Raw genomic sequence first — 16,929 nt, 5'->3', positions numbered from 1 at the left:
CTCACCGCTCGCGCGGGCCGCCGTCGTCGCCGTGGCCCGCGCGTTCCGCCGGACGGCCGTGTTCGCCGCTGCCGAGCCACTCCCGCAGCTCTTCCTTCATCGATCGCTGGAAGGCGGTGACCAGTGCCTGGACCACTATCGGCTGCATATGCGCCGACAGCGACTTCATCCGCGCCATCTCCTCCGCGTCCGGCCCGCCGTCCCGGTACGGCTCCCATACCTCGTCCTTGAAGAGCCGGCCGAGTTCACGGGCCGCCGAGCGGGTGTGCTCGATGACGACGGTGCGCGCCGCCAGGATCGTCTCCAGCGCGATCGGCACGTCGAGCAGGCGTGTCCCCAGGTGCAGCAGCCCGGGATCGACCCGGAAGACCTCTGGCTCCTCGGTCCGCACCAGGACGTTCATCGCCGCCAGCCGGTCGAGGTCCTCCTCGGTCAGCTCCCGGCCGACCCGCCGTTCCAGTTGCTCGCGGGTGGCGTCCTCCGCCTGGTCCGGGATCCAGCTCGCCACCAGGGCGCGGTGGATGGCCAGGTCCTGGGCGCTGAGATCTGGCGGCAGCTGCGCCAGATAGCGTTCGATGGCGGACAGTGTCAGGCCCTGGTGCTGGAGTTCCTCGATGAGCGCGAGCCGCGAGAGGTGGTCCGGTCCGTAGCGGCCCACCCGGCGCGGGCCGATCTCGGGCGGCGGCAGCAGACCGCGGGTGCTGTAGAAGCGGATCGTGCGGACCGTGACGCCCGCGCGGGCGGCGAGTTCGTCGACGGTCAGGCCGGTGGCGGACTCCATCATGTTCAACAGTATTGCTGTCTCACCAGTCCTGTGAAACCTTCTTCACCGCTCAGCGCGCAGCCAGGCTCCCTTCGGGCCGGGCCTGGGTCCTCCGTACGGTCCGCAGATCAGGCCCACATCTCGGGAGGCCGCCATGACCACGCTCCTGCGTATGCCAGCCGCACCGGACGAACTCACGCTGCCCGCCCTGCTGTTGCGCAACGCCGAGGACCACGCCGAACGGCCGGCCCTCTCCTGGCGGGCGCCGGACGGCGGCCGGCGGACGCTCGGCTGGGCGGCGGCCCGCCGGCGGATCGCCGAGCTGGCCGCCGGGTTCGTGGCGCTCGGCGTCCGGCGCGGGGAGATCGTCCTGCTCATGATGGGCAACCGCCCCGAGCACTGGCTCGGCGACCTCGCCCTGGTGCACCTGGGCGCGGTGCCCGTCACGGTCTACGGCACCGCCGCCCCGGGTCAGATCGCCCATATCGTCCGGCACAGCCGGGCCCGCCTGGCCGTGGTCGAGGGCCCGCGGGAGCGGGCGCGCTGGGAGCCGCTGCTCGACGACCCGGCGGCCCGGCTGGAGCGGCTGGTCGTCGTCGAGCCCGCGGACGGGCCGCCGGGCGCGCACCCCGGGGCGGCAAACCGGTGCGAGAGCTTCGCCGCGGTGGTGGCCCGCGGCGCCGAGGCGTACGACCCCGCGGCGTTCGAGGCGGCCTGGCGGCGGGGCGACGCCGGCGACACCCTCACCGTCGTCTACACCGCCGGCACGACCGGCGACCCCAAGGGCGTGGTGATCACCCACCGCCAGGTGCTGCTGAACGCGGTGGCGCTGGACGGGGTGGTCGAGCTGCCGGACCATGCCGCGCACCTCTGCTACCTGCCGTTCGCGCATATCGCCGAGCGGATGCTGGGCCTGTACCTGCCGGTCTTCCGGGCCGCGCACGTCCACCTCTGCGCGGACCCGGCGGAGGTCGCGCCGGCCGTCCGCGAGCTGCGGCCGGCGCAGTTCTTCGGGGTGCCGCGGGTGTGGGAGAAGCTGGCGGCGGCCCTGCGGGCGGCACTGGCGGAGCTGCCGGTGGAGCGGCAGGAGGCGGTGGCGGCGGCCGCGGAGACGGCCCGGGCCCAGGTCGCGTGCCGGGAGCGCGGCGAGCGGCCGTCCGCCGAGCTGGCGGCCGCGTATGCGACGGCCAAGGCGCGGGTGCTGGACCCGCTGCTGGCGGTGGCGGGCTTCGACCGGCTGGTGTGGACGGCGAGCGCCTCCGCGCCGATGCCCCCGGAGGTGGTGCGGTTCTGGGCCGGCTTCGGCATCGTGATCATGGACGCGTGGGGGCTCACCGAGACGGTGGGGGTGGCGACGACCAACGGGCCCGGGGGCTTCCGGCTGGGTTCGGTGGGCCGGCCGCTCGCCGGACTGGAGGTGCGGACGGCCGCCGACGGCGAGATCGAGGTGCGCGGCCGGACGGTGTGCGCGGGGTATCTCCGGGCGGACGGGACGGTGGAGCCGGCCACGGGCGCGGACGGCTGGTTCCGCACCGGCGACCTCGGCCGGATCGACGGGGACGGCTTCCTGTGGCTGACCGGCCGCAAGAAGGAAATGATCGTGACCTCGACCGGCAAGAACGTCTCGCCCGCGCTGGTCGAGAACGCCCTCAAGGAGCACCCCCTCGTCGGGCAGGCGATGGTGCACGGCGACGGCCGGTCGTATCTGGTGGCGCTGCTGGTGCTGGATCCGGAGCTGGCCCCGGCCTGGGCGGCCCGGCACGGGATCGCCGGAAGCCTGCCGGAACTGGCCCGCCATCCGGCCGTCCGCGAGGAGGTCGAGCGGGGCGTGGCGGCGGCGAATTCCCGGCTGAATCGGACGGAACAGGTCAAGCGATTTTCGTTGTTGGGCGAGGAATGGCGGCCGGAAAGTGGCGAACTTACGCCCTCGCTGAAGCTTCGCCGCCGTGTTATTCGCCACAAATATGGACAAATCCTGGAGCGAATGTACGCCATGTGATCTCGCACACAGACGGGGGGCCGTAACTCGTGGAAGGTGTGCGACTGACCGTTCGCGCGATCCGCGGTGCCGGTCACGTTCAAGCGCTCCGAAAGTGAGATACCAGTAGTGAGCACAGAAACCGTCGTGGATGAAGGCCAGCGGTCATCGGACGGGGGAAGCGGGATCCGGCAGGATGCGGGCGACGCCGGATACAGCAAGGGCCTCAAGGGCCGGCACATCAACATGATCGCCATCGGCGGCGCGATCGGCACCGGCCTCTTCCTGGGCGCCGGCGGCCGACTGCACTCCGCCGGCCCCGCGCTGGCCGTCGCCTACGCGGTCTGCGGCCTGTTCGCCTTCTTCGTCGTCCGGGCCCTCGGCGAATTGGTGGTGCACCGCCCGTCGTCCGGCTCCTTCGTCTCCTACGCCCGGGAGTTCCTGGGTGAGAAGGGCGCCTACGCCGCGGGCTGGATGTACGTGGTCAACTGGTCGACCACCGGTATCGCCGACATCACCGCGATCGCTCTCTACACGCACTACTGGAGCCTGTTCACCAGCATTCCGCAGTGGGTGATGGCGCTGATAGCGCTGGCGGTGGTGCTCTCGATCAACCTGATCTCGGTGAAGATCTTCGGTGAGATGGAGTTCTGGTTCGCGATCATCAAGGTCGCGGCGCTGGTCGTCTTCATGTTCATCGGGATCTTCCTGCTGGCCACTCACCACCCCGTCGACGGTCACACTCCGGGCCTGAACCTGATCACCGACCACGGCGGTATCTTCCCGACCGGTCTGCTCCCCGTGGTGATCGTGCTCCAGGGCGTCGTGTTCGCCTACTCCGCGGTCGAGCTGGTCGGTGTCACCGCAGGTGAGACGAGCGAGCCGCAGAAGGTCGTGCCCAAGGCCGTGAACTCGATCATGTGGCGGGTCGGCATCTTCTACGTCGGCTCGGTGGTCCTGCTCGCGATGCTGCTGCCGTGGAACATGTTCAGCGCCAACGAGAGCCCGTTCGTCACCGTGCTGTCCCACGTCGGCATCCCGCACGCCGGCGACGTGATGAACCTCGTCGTGCTCACCGCGGCGATGTCCAGCCTGAACTCCGGGCTGTACTCCACCGGCCGCATCCTGCGCTCGATGTCGATGGCGGGCTCCGCGCCGAAGTTCGCCGGGCGGATGAACCGCAACCAGGTGCCCTACGGCGGCATCATGCTCACCTCCACGGTGTGTGTGCTCGGTGTCGGGCTCAACTACTGGCTGCCGGGCAAGGCGTTCGAGATCGTGATCAACATCGCGGCGCTGGGCATCATCAGCACCTGGTGCACGATCATGGTCTGCCACATGGTGTTCGTCCGCCGTGCCAAGGAGGGCCTGGTGGAGCGGCCGCGCTTCCGCCTGCCGGGCACGCCGGTCACCGACATCGCCACCATCGTCTTCCTGCTCGGCGTCATCGTGCTGATGTGGTTCGACGACGGCGTCGGCCGGCAGACCGTGTTGCTGATCCCGGTCCTCGCCGCCGCGCTGGTCGGCGGCTGGTACGCGGTCCGCGGCCGGGTCGGCCGGATCGCCGCGGACCGCGAACTCGCCCAGCAGGCCGAGTAGCCGCGCGAGGGCGCCCCGCACACCGGAGGGCGGCCGCGGAGGACCGGAAGGTCCCCGCGGCCGCCCTCGTGCGTGCACGACGCGCCGGGCTCCGGGGCCGGGCTCAGCCGCCGATCACCGGGTAGTGGTCGGAGAGGTTGGTGTAGGTGTAGTCCTTGCCCCAGCTGGAGACGGTCCAGGGGTCCGACTGCTCCTGGACCACCGTGTTCCGCCAACCGGCGGGCCGGGCATGGCCGTTGCGGAACAGCACGTAGTCCAGGTCCTCGCGGGGGTCGTCCGGGTAGCGGTACGCGGCGATCGAGTTCTCCCGGGTGTCGAAGGAGTACGGGTGGCCGGTGCGGCTGTCCGCGGGGGCCAGGTCGGCGTTGGCCAGCAGGGCGTCGTACTCACTGCCGTGGGAGTCGATGTTCATGTCGCCGGCGACCATGATCTCCTCGTCCGCCGGGATGTTCCTGGCGTCGAGGAAGGCGCCCAGCTCCTTGAGCTGCTTGGCACGGTCGGCGGCCGCCTCGCCGGCCTTGCAGCCCGAGTCGGTGGACTGGGTGTGGGTGCCGACGACATGCACCTTGGTGCCGTTGACGTCCAACACCGCGTACACGAAGCCCTTGTTGGAGTAGGAGTCCGAACCGCAGGCGTCCTTGTAGATGTACTGCTCCTTGCGCAGCACCGGCCACTTGCTCAGCAGCGTCACCCCGCCGTCCTCTGGAGCGACGGCCGAGTAGGCGCCGCCGGTGGCGTCCCAGCCGCTGCGGCTGCGGCCGACGACCGGGGTCTGGTGCGGGTACTCCGCGGCGGCCTGGGCCTTCAGCGCGTCCGAGGAGGAGTTGTCGAAGGCTTCCTGGAGGACGACGACGTCGTTGCCGTGGAAGAAGTCCGCGGACGCGATGGCCCGGGCCCGGTGGTCCTGGCCCCAGTTGGGGTAGAGGTTCTTGCTCATGAGGAAGGTGTTGTAGGTGAGCACCTTGAGCCGGGGCGCGCTCGCGGCCGACGGGACCGCGGCGGACGCGGTGGGGGACGCGACGGCCAGCGTGGCGGCGAGGGCCGCGGCGATCACGGCGGCCCGGGATGTGCGCGGCGCGGAGTGCGGCACGGAAACTCCCTGTGGAGGTGGGGGCGTGGGGGTGTGAACCGACGCCGCACATCAAACCAGCTGGGGTTACTTCTAGGTAACCTCCCGGCGGGCAGAAGATGGACAACGCGAAGCGGTTGACGACGAAGGGGCCGACGGGGGACGAAGGGCAGCCGGTGGCCTGGGCGTTGGGGTGTGCGCCGGTGTCGGCGGTGCGCTGACCGGGCGGATCCGGGTCGGCAGCAAGGACGAGTCGGTGCAAGCGGGTGCTGCTGCGGGAGTACCGGCGGTTCGTCGCGGCGGTGGACGCGACGTCGGCCGGGTCTGGGCCTGAGCGAGCGTCATCTCCCGCCCGACCGGGACGCGTTCTGCGCCTGCTACGACGGGGTGGTGGCCGGGCGACTGGAGCTCAACGGCGCGGTCCGCGACGTCCCGGCGGAGCCGGCCCGGCCGCAGAAGCCGCCGGTGTGGTGGGTCCCGGCCGCGCTCTGGCGGCCGTCCGCCGCACTCGCCGCCCACTACGCGCTGCTGGTCACCGTCGGTGTACTGCCGCCCGTCCTCGGTGAGCGGTTCGGGCTCGCCCGGACCGACCGTCAGGCGCGCTGGCTGCGGCGGTTCGCCCGGGTGGTGCGCTGCCTGATGGCGCCGGTGCCGCCGCTGCGGATCGCCCCCGCGCTGTTCCTGGCCTACTGAACACCCGCCGCCCCGGCACGGACCCGCGGACCAGTCGTCCCCTGGGAGCGGCCGTATGATGAGTAGGCGTATGAGTACGGTACAAACACTCCCAAAACGCACGGACCCCGCACCCCCGCCGCCCGGCGGCGTGCTCTGGTCACTGGTCGGGGACATCAGATCGCTGCTGACTCTGCCCGCCGCGCTGACGATGCAGGTGGCGCACCCCGCCGTGGGCGCGGGCGTGGACGACCACTCGGTCTTCCGCACCGACCCCTGGGGCCGCGGCGAACGCTCCCTGGCCTCGCTCCAGCTATGGGTCTACGGCGGGGCGGAGGCGGCCGAGGAGGGCCGGCGGCTGCGGAAGCTGCACCGCTCCATCCAGGGCGCCGACGCCTACGGCCGGAAATACCACGCGCTCACCCCCGCCTACTACGCCTGGGTGCACGCCACGGGCTACCCCGTCTTCCGGCACGCCCAGCGCTACCTCGGCCGCCCGTTCACCCCGGCACAGGAACGGCAGCTCTACGCGGAATGGCTCCAGGTCGGCCGGATCCTCGGCATCCACGACCGGGACATGCCGCAGACCATCGAGGAGTTCTGGCCGTACTACCGCAAGGTCCTCGACACCGAGATCGAGGAGACGGCGGTGGTGCGGGACCTGACCGCCACCGACCGCCCGCTGCCGGCCCCGGACCGCGGCCCCTGGTGGGTGCTGCTGCCGCTGCGGCTGGTCTGGCCGGTGCTCAAACCGGGCTTCGCCCGCCTCCGCCGGTTCGTCACCATCGGGCTGATGCCGCCGGACGCCCGGCGCGCCATCGGCCTGCCCTGGACCGACGCCCAGGAGCGCCGGCTGCGCCGCCTGGGGCTGGCGGTGCGGCTGGTGGTGCCGATACTGCCGGAGCGGCTGCGGTTCATGCCGATCGCGCGGCGGGCCCGCCGGGAACACCGGGCGGGCCGCCGCTGACGCACCGGCGGGCGGAGCCGGGCGCGCACCCGGACCCCGCCCGCCGCTCCCGGTCAGTGCCCGTCGTGCACGTCGTGGGTGGCCGCGATCTGCTTCCACGACTTCGGCTGGGCGACCAGGCCGCGCGCGGCGAACGCCCGCGCGCCCGCGCCGGCGGCCGGCCTGCTCGGCTGGTACAGCCAGGTGTCGAAGAACCCGGCCAGCGACTGCCCGGACTTCTTCTCGGCGAACTTCACGAAGTCCCCGATCGCGGCGTTGCCGTACCGGTGCTCCGTCGGCCAGGACTTGAGGATGTCGAAGAACGCCTTGTCGCCGACCTTGTTGCGCAGCGCCTGGAGGGCCAGCGCGCCGCGGTCGTAGACCGCCGAGTCGAACTGCTTGTCCGCGCCCGGGTCGCCCGGCTTCACCGTCCAGAAGGGGTCGCCGGCCGGGTGCTGGGCGTAGACGTAGTCCGCCAGTTGCTGCGCGGTGCCCTCGCCCTCCTTCTCCGACCACAGCCACTGGCTGTACGCGGCGAAGCCCTCGTTGAGCCAGATGTCCTTCCAGTCCTTCAGCGACACGCTGTCGCCGTACCACTGGTGGGCCAGCTCGTGCACCACGACCGAGACGTTGGTGCCGTTGTCGAACGCCTTCCGGCCGTAGAACGGCCGGGTCTGGGTCTCCAGCGCGTAGTGCGCCGGGACGTTGGGGACATAGCCGCCGACCGAGTTGAACGGATAGGGGCCGAAGACGCTCTCCAGCCACTCGGTGACCTCGGCGGTGCGCTCGATGCTCGCCCGCGCCGACCCGAGGTTGGCGCCCAGGTCCGGGCTGACCGCGTTGATCACCGGCACGCCGTCCGCGGTGGTGCCGGTGGTGATGTCGAACTTGCCGATCGCCAGCGTCGTCAGGTACGTCGCCTGCGGCTTGTCCGAGCGCCAGTTGTAGCGCGTCCAGCCGAGCTTGGAGGTCTTCGAGGCCAGCACGCCGTTGCTGAGCGCCTGGGTGCCGTCCGGGACGGCGATGGAGATGTCGTACGTCGCCTTGTCGGAGGGGTGGTCGTTGCTGGGGAACCACCACACCGCCGAGTCCGGTTCCTGCGCCACCACCCCGCCGTCCGGCGTCCGTGCCCAGGCGGTGAAGCCGTCGATCTTCAGCTCGGAGGGCTTGCCGGCGTAGCGGACCACCACGCTGATGTCCTTGCCCTTCTCCAGCGGCGTGGCCGGAGTGACCTCCAGCTCGTGCAGCCCGGAGGTGGCGAAGGCGGCCTTCTTGCCGTTGACCCGGATCTCGCTGACCTTCAGCCCGAAGTCCAGGTTGAAGCGGGAGAGGTCCTGTGTGGTCCGGGCCAGCAGGGTCGCCGTGCCCTCCAACAGGTCCGTCTTCGGCTGGTACTTCAGCCGCAGATCGTAGTGGGAGACGCGGTACCCGCCGTTGCCGCTGTAGGGGTAGTAGCTGTCGCCCGCACCCGGGGCGCCGGGCGTGAAGTCTGCAGCTGATGCCGGGATTGCCAGCAGCAGGCTGAGCGCGGCCGCGCCCGGGACCAGGAGTCTGTGACGCACGAGTCCTCCAACTCGTAGGGGAGGTCGATCTCCTACGGACCCTATGTACGCACCGACGCCCGCGTCATGTCCATGGCCACATCCGACACATGACCGACATCTCGCCGACATGCGTCCCGGACCACCCCCTTCTGCACAGGAGTTGACCCGCGCTACCGTCCGCCCGTGACAATACGTATGGGACCTCCCCACACCCCATGGAAAACGCTCGTCGGCGCGGCCGTGCTCGCGCTCCTCGCCCTGCTCGCCGCCCCCGGCGCGGCGAGCGCGGCCCCCGCCCCCCGGGAGAGCAAGCCCGTCTACTCCTACGACCGCGCCATTCGCGAGACGGTCTGGGTGGACACCGGCCTCGACGGCGACGGCGACGGCCGCACCGACCGGGTCGCCGTCGACATCATCCGGCCCTCCGAGCCCGCCCACCAGGGCCGCCGAATCCCCGTGATCATGGACGCCAGCCCCTACTACTCCTGCTGCGGCCGCGGCAACGAGAGCCAGAAGAAGACCTACGACGCCCACGGCCGCCCGGTACAGTTCCCGCTCTTCTACGACAACTACTTCGTGCCCCGCGGCTATGCGACGGTCCTCGTCGACCTGGCCGGAACCAATCGCTCCGACGGCTGCATCGACGTCGGCGGACGCTCGGACGTCCAGTCCGCCAAGGCCGTCGTCGACTGGCTGAACGGCCGGGGACGCGGCTACACCGCCCGCAGCGGCGGGAAACCCGTCACCGCCGGCTGGTCCAACGGCAACACCGGGATGATCGGCAAGAGTTGGGACGGCACCATCGCCAACGGTGTCGCCGCCACCGGCGTCCCCGGCCTGAAGACCATCGTGCCGATCGCCGGCATCACCTCCTGGTACGACTACTACTTCGCCCAGGGCGCCCCGCTCTACGACGGCGGCCCCGACGGCCTGGCCGCCGCGGTCGAGAGCCCCGCCGCGCACAAGAACTGCGCCGCCGTCCAGCGCAAGCTCAAGGAGGGCGCCCCGCGCAACGGCGACTGGACCGGCCTGTGGACCGAACGGGACTACGTCCGCGCCGCCGCCAAGGTCCGCGCCAGCGTCTTCCTCGTCCACGGCATGCAGGACCTCAACGTCCGCACCAAGCACTTCGGCCAGTGGTGGGACACGCTCGCCCGGCACGGCGTCCAGCGCAAGATCTGGCTCTCCCAGACCGGCCACGTCGACCCCTTCGACTACCGCCGCGCCGACTGGGTGCGCACCCTCCACCAGTGGTTCGACCACTACCTGATGGGCTACGACAACGGCATCGAGCGGGCCCCGATGGCCGACGTCGAACGCGCCCCCGACACCTGGACCACCGACGCCCGCTGGCCCGCGAAGGGCACCGCCACGGTCCCGCTGTACCCGCGCACCGGCAGCACCGCCGGCGTCGGCGCCCTGGGCGCCCGCCCCGCGCCGGCCGGTCAGAAGGCGGCGTTCACCGACGACCCGGCGCTCGACGAGGCCGACTGGGCCGGCGCCGTCGACCGCCCGACCCCGGCCAAGGCAGGCTTCACCACCGGCCCGCTGACCGCACCACTGCGGCTCTCCGGCGCCGGCACGGTGACCGTCACCGCCACCCCCAGCACCACCAGCGCCCACCTCTCCGCCGTCCTCGTCGACCTCGGCCCGGACACCATCCGCAACTATGCCGGCGACGGCGAGGGCATCGTCACCCGCGGCACCAGCAGCTGCTGGGGCGCCGGCACCCGCGGCGACACCGGCTGCTTCAAGGACACCGCGGCCGACACCACCAAGGTCGGCTTCACCGTCTTCAGCCGCGGCTGGGCCGACCTCGGCCACGCCACCGACCCGCGCCACGGCCACCCGCTCACGCCCGGCAAGCCCTACACCCTCACCCTGCAACTCGCCGCGAGCGACCACATCGTCCCTGCCGGGCACCGGCTCGCGCTCATCGTGGCCGGCACCGACGCCCATCTGATCGACCCGCCCGCCTCCCGCCCCACCCTCACCCTCGACCTGGCCCGCACCGCGGCCCGGCTGCCGGTGACCGGTGGCGCCCCGGCCCTGTCCCGGGCCACCGCGGGCACCTCGCCGGCCCTCCGCCCGACCGGGACCGCCCTCAAGGGCATCGCCCCGCCGCCGGCCCCCAGCCGGCTCCCGTACGGAGACTGACCGGAAGTGACCGGCCAGGGCCGCCCCGCGCGCACGGGGCGGCCCACCACCTTCGCTGCCGACCCCGGAGGCACCACGTGGCACCTCTCGGCTCACTCCGCTCCCGCGGCCTCGCCCTCGGCACCCTGGCCGCCGCCCTCACCGTCGCCTTCAACCCGTTCCCACCCGCCCGGGCCACCCCAACTCCCTTGCCCCGTACGGGATTCGAGACCAGTCACGGCGCCCGCTGGACCAGCGAGGCCGAGGAGACGGCGTTCCTGGCGGCCGTCGCCCGGGCCCCCGGCGCCCCGACCCCGGTCCGCATCGACCGGATCGGCACCACCGCACAGGGCCGCCCGCTGCGCCTGGTCCGCCTCGGCGCCCCCGCCCTCCGGCGTCCCGCCGACGGCCGGCGCGCCGACTCCGTGCTGCTGGTCTGCTCCCAGCACGGCGACGAACCCGCCGGCCGCGAAGCCTGCCTGACCACCGTCCGCGACCTCGCCTACGCCAGGGACCCGGCCACCCGGAACCTCCTGGCGCACACCGGCGTCCTGGTCGTGCCCACCGCCAACCCCGACGGCCGGGCCGCCGACAGCCGCGGCAACGCCGACGGCACCGACATCAACCGCGACCATGTGGCGCTGACCACCCCCGAGGCCCGCGCAATCGCCACGGTGCTCCGCGACCACCACCCCGACACCGTCTACGACCTGCACGAATACACCCCCAAGGCGCCGTACTACACCAAGGACCTGCTCTCCCTGTGGCCGCGCAACCGCAACACCGCGGCCCCCGTCCACCGCGAATCGGCCGCTCTGTCCGAGGACTTCGTCGCCCCCGCCGCCCGCGCGGCCGGTTTCAGCACCGGCGTCTACGGCATCTGGACCGATCCCGTCACCGGCGCCCCCGTCAAACAGGTCGCCGGCGACGGCCAGGAGCGCATCCTGCGCAACACCGCCGGGATCAAGGGCTCCGTCGGGCTGCTCGTGGAAACCCGCGTCGACCCCCTCACCGCAGCCGAGAAGGCCGACCCGGCGCGGAACAACCGGCGCCGTGTGACCTCCCAACGCGCCGCCCTCAAAGGGCTGTTCACCTTCCTCGTCCGGCACCGCGGACGCATCGAGGCGGCCACCGCGGTGGCCCGCACGGCCGGCCTGGCCGACCGCGGCCCCGTCTACCTCGGCGGCGCCGACAACGAACCCCCGGCCCCGGACCGCGTCTTGACGCATCCACCGCGCGCCTACCGCCTCGACCCGGCACGGTTCGCCCGCGCCGAAGCCGTACTGGCCGCGCACGGCGTGCACTGGCGGCGGGACCCCGACGGCGGCGCCACCGTCCCGCTCCGCCAGCCGCTGCGCGCCCTGATCCCGCTCCTGCTGGACGCGCGGGCCGACCATCCCGTCGTGGCCGGCACACCGGTGGAGGGGCGGGACGACGGGTGAACGGGCGGGTCGGCGAGGGCGCTGCTGACGGGTATCCGTGGAGGACCCCAGGTTCGCCGCCACCGCGCCCCCGAGGCGATCAGGACGGCGCGAGCCCGTCCCGCACCAGTCGCAGGACCTCGTCCGCGCACCCCCAGGAGACGGTCACCCCGGCGCCCCCGTGGCCGTAGTTGTGCACGCAGACCGTCCCGTCCGGCAGGCGCTCTGCCGTGAGCCGCACCGCCGGGCGGGCCGGGCGCAGGCCCACCCGGTGCGCCAGCACCCGGGCCCGCGCCACCCGAGGGAAGAACCGGGCGCAGCGCGCCACGATCGCCTCCGCCACCGCCGGATCGGGCTCCCGCGACCAGGCCCCCACCCGCGCCGTCCCGCCCAGGACCAGCCCGAACGGCTGCGGCAGGAGATACGTCGAGTCCGCCGCGTCCGCCGCGCCCTCGTCGGCGGCGGTGAACCACTCCTCGACGCCCGGGTTCTCGACGATCACCAACTGCCCCTGGACGGGATGGACCGCGGGATCGGGGACCAGCTCGCGGGTGCCGAGCCCGGAGCAGTTCACCACCGCCCGGACGCCGTCGGCCGCCTCCGCCAGCGACGCCACCGGGCGCGCCACCACCGTCCCGCCGGCCGCCGCCAGCCGCCGCTCCAGATAGCGCAGGTGCACCGGCATCTCCACCAGCGGGGTCCGGGCCCGCCAGCCCGCGGCGCAGCCCGGCGGGAGCTCCCCGGCGCGGGCCCGCCGCAGCCCCGGGACCGCCGCGTACCAGGCGCCGAGCCCGTCGGCGGGCAGCGCGTCAGCGCCGGACGCCCCCGGCCCGTCCGCCATGGTGCCCGTCACCAGCCGCGCCCCGGTCTCCGCCGGCCGACCGGCGAGGGCGGTGAGCACCTCCAGGGAGCGCAGCGACCACCGGACCGCGTCGTCGTACGGCCGGATCCGGTACGGCCAGCACAGGCCGCCGGCGACCGCCGAGGTCGTCGCACCGGCGGCCTCCCGGGCGACCACCCGCACCGCGTACCCGGCCTCGGCGAGCACGATCGCCGAGGTCAGGCCGATCACCCCGGCGCCGACCACGCATACCTCCGGTGGTGCCGACTCCGGGGCCGCCGGGCCGCCCGTTTCCCCCGACCGCTCGTTCGTCATCTCCGCAGCCTCCCCTGCTCCCGGATCCGATGGTCCGCCTGTGATCTTCTCCACCTGTGATCCGCGCGTAACCCTCCGGCAGCGGGCCGGACAGAACCGGACCTTAGGCTGGTAGGGCCCCGGTGGACCGGCTCGCGCCGCGCCACCACCGGGCCCCGGCACCGTCGGCCGATGACGCCCCTCGGATCCGCCCGCGCGACCCCGCGCCGCGCGCCCCGTATTCCGTGCCCCTGCCATCGCCGAGGAGACCCATGCCCCGCCACCGGCGCGCCGTGCCCGCCTGGCTCGCCCACCCCTTCCGCTGGCAGCGGCTGCCCGTGCCCTGGGCCGCGGTGGCCCGCGGCGCGCTGTGCGCGGGACCGCTGCTGGCCGTGGGGATCGCCGCCGGGCGTCCGGCCGCCGGAGTGCTCGCCGCCCTCGGCTCGATGCTGGCGGGCGTCAACGACCGCCCCGGCACCCGGCGCACCGGCATCGTCCACATCGGCCTGCCGGCGCTGGCCACCGCGTTCGGGATGCTGGTCGGCGCCTCCCTGCGGGCCGCCGACGCGGGCTGGTGGACGGTGCCGGCGCTCTGCGCGGTCGGCTTCGTCTCCGGCGCGGGCAGCGTGGCCGGCCCGGTGCGCTCCACCGCCGGGATGCAGATGCTGGCCGCCACCGTCCTCGGCGCCGGCATGCCGCTGCCCGGCGCGCCCTGGACCAAGGCCCTCTACGTCCTCGCCGGCTGCCTGTGGCTGCTCCTGCTGCGGCTCGCGCTGCGCTCCCCGCGCCCGGCGGGCGGCCCGCTCAGCGGGGAACGGGCGGTCGTCGCCACGGTCTTCGACGCGCTCGCCGATGCGCTGGCGGCGGTCGGTGGGCCGGGCGCGGAGCCCGCCCGGCGCCGGCTCACCGCCGCCCTGGACCGCGCCGACGAGGCACTGCGGCTGCGCCGGCTCACCAGCCGCCTGCTGCGCCGGCCGGCCCGTCCCGAGGAACTGCTGCTCGCCGAGCGGTTCGCCGCGGCCACCGCGCTCTGCGAGGCCAGCGTCGCCCTCCTGTGGGAGGCCCGGCCGCTGCCGCCGCGGGTCGCCGCGAGCCCTCGTCGGTTCGCCCGGGCGCTGCGCACCGGACAGCCGCCGGGCCGGCTCTCCGCCCCGGAGAACAGCTCCGCCGCCCGCGGTGCCTTCGACCACGCCCTGCTGGACGCCGCGGTCGCCTTCGCCCGCGAACGGCCGCTGCCGGAGACCGGCGAGCGCACCCCGCCCGCCCGGCCGACGGGGACCCGCGGGGCGCTCGGCCCGGCCGCCCGGGACTACGGGCTGCGGGTCGCCCTCTGCATCGGCGCCAGCGCGGCGGTGGCCCTGCTGCTGCGCGCCGACCACTGGTACTGGCTCCCGGCGACCGTCACGTTCCTCGTCAAGCCCGACCTGGGCCCGCTGTTCTCCCGTACGGTCAACCGCTTCGCCGGCACCGCGGCCGGTGTCCTGGTCTTCGCGGCGGCCGCGGCACTGCTGTCCGGGAGCTGGTGGCCCGCGGTGTTCGCCGGTGCGGGCGGCGCACTCCTGCCGTTCGCCACCCGGCACTTCGCCCTCCAGACCAGCGCGATCACCGTGATGGTGCTGTCCTTCGTCTACGTCGGAGGCGCCCCCGAGGCCGCCGGCGAGCGACTCGTCGACACCTCCCTCGCCTGCGCCATCGTGCTCGTCGTCGGGCATCTGCCACGGCTGGCCGACCCGCGCCGCCGGGTCGGCCCGCGGGTCACGGAGGCGCTGCGGAGCACCGAGCGCTTTCTGCACCACGTCCTTGCGCCCCGGCCCGCCGCCGACCCGGCCGGAACCGGTGCCGTCGCCGCCCGCCGGCTGGCGCTGCGCCGGGACGCCTACCGGACGCTGGCCCAGGCCCGGGCCGCCGCGGAGACCGCCGCCGCGGAGTTCCGCCCCGGCCGCGACCCCGGCACCGACTGGCCGACCGTGGTCGCCGCCGCGGAACGCATCGTCGACGCCGCCACCGCCTGCGCCGTCCGCCTCGACCGCGGCGCCCACCGCCCGGGCCCGGACGAGGCCGCACGGCTCTGCCAGGCGCTCCTGGCGATGGCCGACGCCCTGGAGGACCCCCGCCGCCGCCCGCCCGGCACCCCGCAGCCGGAACTGCGCCCGGTCCCGGACTGCGCCACCCTCACCGACGTCGCCGCCGAACTGGAGCGACTGCGCGGCTACGCGGCCGCCCGCTGACCACGGGGCCCCGGCCGCGGAGCCGCGCGGCCAGGGCCCCGGTTCCCGCGCGTCACGGAGCGGGCGCCGGCACCTTCCCGGCGTCGCCGGCCGCCCGCTGACGCCTCCGCAGCCGTACGCCCTCCGCCGCCCCGCCGAGCGCCAGCGCCACGGCCACCAGCAGGGCGCTGACCCACAGCGGCGCGCGGTAGCCGAAGCCCGCGGCGAGGGCGACCCCGCCCCACCAAGGCCCGGTCGCGGCGCCCACGTTGAGCGCGGCGGTCGCGAAACCCCCGCCCAGCGTGGGCGCTTCGACCGCCGCGTAGAGCACCTGCGCGATCAGCGTGGAGCCGACCGCGAACGACAGCGTCCCCTGGACGAGGACCAGTACGACGGCGGCCACCGCGTTCCCGGCCGTCAGCGCGAACACCACCCAGCCCACGAGCAGCGCCCCGCCCCCGACGGCGAGCACCGCCCGGGGCCGCCGGTCGGCCAGCCGCCCGCCGGCCGTGACACCGGCGAACGAGCCCAGCCCGAACAGCGCCAGCACCACCGGCACCCCGCCCGCACCGAAGCCGGTGACGCCGGTGACCAGCGGCGCGAGATAGGTGAAGGTGCAGAACGTGGCGCCGTTGACCAGCGCCCCCAGCAGCAGCGTCACCAGCAGCCGCGGACGGCGCAGCGCCCGCAGCTCACCGCGCGCACCCGCCCCGGACCCGGCCGGACCGCCCGGCACCGACACCACGACGGCGACCACGGCCGGCAGCGACACCGCGGCCACCGCCCAGAACGCCGCACGCCAGCCCCACTCCTGCCCCAGCACGGCACCGGCCGGGACGCCCGCGATACAGGCCAGCGTCGTACCGCCCAACAGGATCGAGGTGGCCCGGCCCTTGGCGTCCGGCGGGGCCATCGCCGCCGCGGTCGCCAGCGCCACCGCCAGGAACCCGGCGTTGGCCAGCGCCGCCACCACCCGGGTCGCCAGCAGTACCGCAAAGCTGGTGGTCACCGCGCCCAGGACGTGCACCAGCAGAAAGGCGACCAGGAAGACCAGCAGGGCGCGCCGCCGCGGCCAGCGCCGGCTCAGCAGCGCCATAAGCGGCGCCCCGACGATCATCCCGGCCGCGAACGCCGAGGTCAGCGCCCCGGCGGCCGGTATGGACACCTGGAGATCGGCGGCGATGTCCGGGATCAGCCCGGACAGCATGAACTCCGACGTGCCCTGTGCGAACACCGCCAGCGCGAGCATGTAGAGAGCCAATGGCACAGAAGCGAATGGCATAGAGAAGTCTCCGCAACCACATGGGTCCGGCACGGGATGCCGACGGGCGGCGTCGGTGGAGCCGACGGCGCGTCGGTACGGCCGGTGAAAGGAAGCGGCAGCCCCGGCTACCGCGATGACAAGACCTGCCCGATGAGGCGGTCCGGTGGCGGAGAACGACGAACGGCCACCGGACGA

12 protein-coding genes are annotated in these 16,929 nt (G+C 73.9%); 7 read left to right on the top strand and 5 right to left on the bottom strand.

Going from position 1 to position 16,929, the window contains the following annotated elements; translation table 11 throughout:
- Position 1 precedes the first annotated feature (1 nt).
- Positions 2-784, bottom strand: coding sequence for a MerR family transcriptional regulator (locus tag B073_RS39470; RefSeq protein ID WP_018537789.1), 783 nt, complete (start codon positions 782-784; stop codon positions 2-4).
- Between the two features lie 133 nt (positions 785-917).
- On the opposite strand from B073_RS39470, the gene B073_RS0109160 reads away from it, so the two are divergent.
- Entirely contained in the window at positions 918-2,762 is a 1,845-nt protein-coding gene (locus B073_RS0109160; RefSeq protein ID WP_018537788.1) for an AMP-dependent synthetase/ligase, read from the top strand.
- Positions 2,763-2,888: 126 nt separating this feature from the next.
- Positions 2,889-4,340, top strand: coding sequence for an amino acid permease (locus B073_RS0109155; protein WP_018537787.1), 1,452 nt, complete (start codon positions 2,889-2,891; stop codon positions 4,338-4,340).
- Positions 4,341-4,443: 103 nt separating this feature from the next.
- On the opposite strand, the gene sph is transcribed toward B073_RS0109155, so the two are convergent.
- The gene (sph, locus tag B073_RS0109150; RefSeq protein WP_018537786.1) at positions 4,444-5,430 is read right to left on the bottom strand and encodes a sphingomyelin phosphodiesterase; all 987 of its coding nucleotides are present in this window, start codon (positions 5,428-5,430) and stop codon (positions 4,444-4,446) included.
- A 174-nt stretch (positions 5,431-5,604) separates the two neighbouring features.
- On the opposite strand from sph, the gene B073_RS43725 reads away from it, so the two are divergent.
- Both B073_RS43725 and B073_RS0109140 read left to right on the top strand, forming a co-directional pair.
- The gene (locus tag B073_RS43725) at positions 5,605-6,102 is read left to right on the top strand and encodes an oxygenase MpaB family protein (protein WP_234025029.1); all 498 of its coding nucleotides are present in this window, start codon (positions 5,605-5,607) and stop codon (positions 6,100-6,102) included.
- A 70-nt stretch (positions 6,103-6,172) separates the two neighbouring features.
- Positions 6,173-7,048, top strand: coding sequence for an oxygenase MpaB family protein (locus B073_RS0109140; protein WP_199788121.1), 876 nt, complete (start codon positions 6,173-6,175; stop codon positions 7,046-7,048).
- Positions 7,049-7,101: 53 nt separating this feature from the next.
- Here B073_RS0109140 and B073_RS0109135 read toward each other — a convergent pair whose 3' ends face one another.
- Positions 7,102-8,589, bottom strand: a complete 1,488-nt coding sequence (locus B073_RS0109135) for a M1 family metallopeptidase (RefSeq protein ID WP_018537783.1) — start codon at positions 8,587-8,589, stop codon at positions 7,102-7,104.
- Between the two features lie 177 nt (positions 8,590-8,766).
- On the opposite strand from B073_RS0109135, the gene B073_RS0109130 reads away from it, so the two are divergent.
- Both B073_RS0109130 and B073_RS0109125 read left to right on the top strand, forming a co-directional pair.
- Entirely contained in the window at positions 8,767-10,728 is a 1,962-nt protein-coding gene (locus B073_RS0109130) for a Xaa-Pro dipeptidyl-peptidase (RefSeq protein WP_051093967.1), read from the top strand.
- A 77-nt stretch (positions 10,729-10,805) separates the two neighbouring features.
- Positions 10,806-12,149: a M14 family zinc carboxypeptidase gene (locus B073_RS0109125; protein WP_018537781.1), complete on the top strand. Its 1,344-nt coding sequence runs from the start codon at positions 10,806-10,808 to the stop codon at positions 12,147-12,149.
- 79 nt (positions 12,150-12,228) lie between these two features.
- On the opposite strand, the gene B073_RS0109120 is transcribed toward B073_RS0109125, so the two are convergent.
- Positions 12,229-13,284, bottom strand: coding sequence for an FAD-dependent oxidoreductase (locus B073_RS0109120; protein ID WP_078507940.1), 1,056 nt, complete (start codon positions 13,282-13,284; stop codon positions 12,229-12,231).
- A 251-nt stretch (positions 13,285-13,535) separates the two neighbouring features.
- Between B073_RS0109120 and B073_RS0109115 the strand changes: the two genes are divergently transcribed.
- The gene (locus tag B073_RS0109115) at positions 13,536-15,491 is read left to right on the top strand and encodes an FUSC family protein (protein ID WP_018537779.1); all 1,956 of its coding nucleotides are present in this window, start codon (positions 13,536-13,538) and stop codon (positions 15,489-15,491) included.
- Between the two features lie 52 nt (positions 15,492-15,543).
- Here the strand turns inward: B073_RS0109115 and B073_RS0109110 are convergent, their stop codons facing one another.
- A complete protein-coding gene (locus B073_RS0109110; protein ID WP_037811284.1) occupies positions 15,544-16,737 on the bottom strand; it encodes a Cmx/CmrA family chloramphenicol efflux MFS transporter in 1,194 nt (397 codons plus the stop codon).
- Positions 16,738-16,929 lie beyond the last annotated feature (192 nt).

This window comes from Streptomyces sp. MspMP-M5 (genome assembly GCF_000373585.1).
In the GTDB taxonomy this organism is placed as follows: Bacteria; Actinomycetota; Actinomycetes; order Streptomycetales; family Streptomycetaceae; genus Streptomyces.
This window is presented reverse-complemented; position numbering and strand designations above follow the sequence as displayed.

Excerpts from the sequence above, each read along its gene's own strand:
- B073_RS0109140 (WP_199788121.1), top strand. The coding sequence starts at position 6,173 with ATGAGTACGGTACAAACACTCCCAAAACGCACGGACCCCGCACCCCCG.
- B073_RS0109130 (WP_051093967.1), top strand. The coding sequence starts at position 8,767 with ATGGGACCTCCCCACACCCCATGGAAAACGCTCGTCGGCGCGGCCGTG.
- B073_RS0109120 (WP_078507940.1), bottom strand. The coding sequence starts at position 13,284 with ATGACGAACGAGCGGTCGGGGGAAACGGGCGGCCCGGCGGCCCCGGAG.
- B073_RS0109160 (WP_018537788.1), top strand. The coding sequence starts at position 918 with ATGACCACGCTCCTGCGTATGCCAGCCGCACCGGACGAACTCACGCTG.
- B073_RS0109115 (WP_018537779.1), top strand. The coding sequence starts at position 13,536 with ATGCCCCGCCACCGGCGCGCCGTGCCCGCCTGGCTCGCCCACCCCTTC.
- B073_RS39470 (WP_018537789.1), bottom strand. The coding sequence starts at position 784 with ATGATGGAGTCCGCCACCGGCCTGACCGTCGACGAACTCGCCGCCCGC.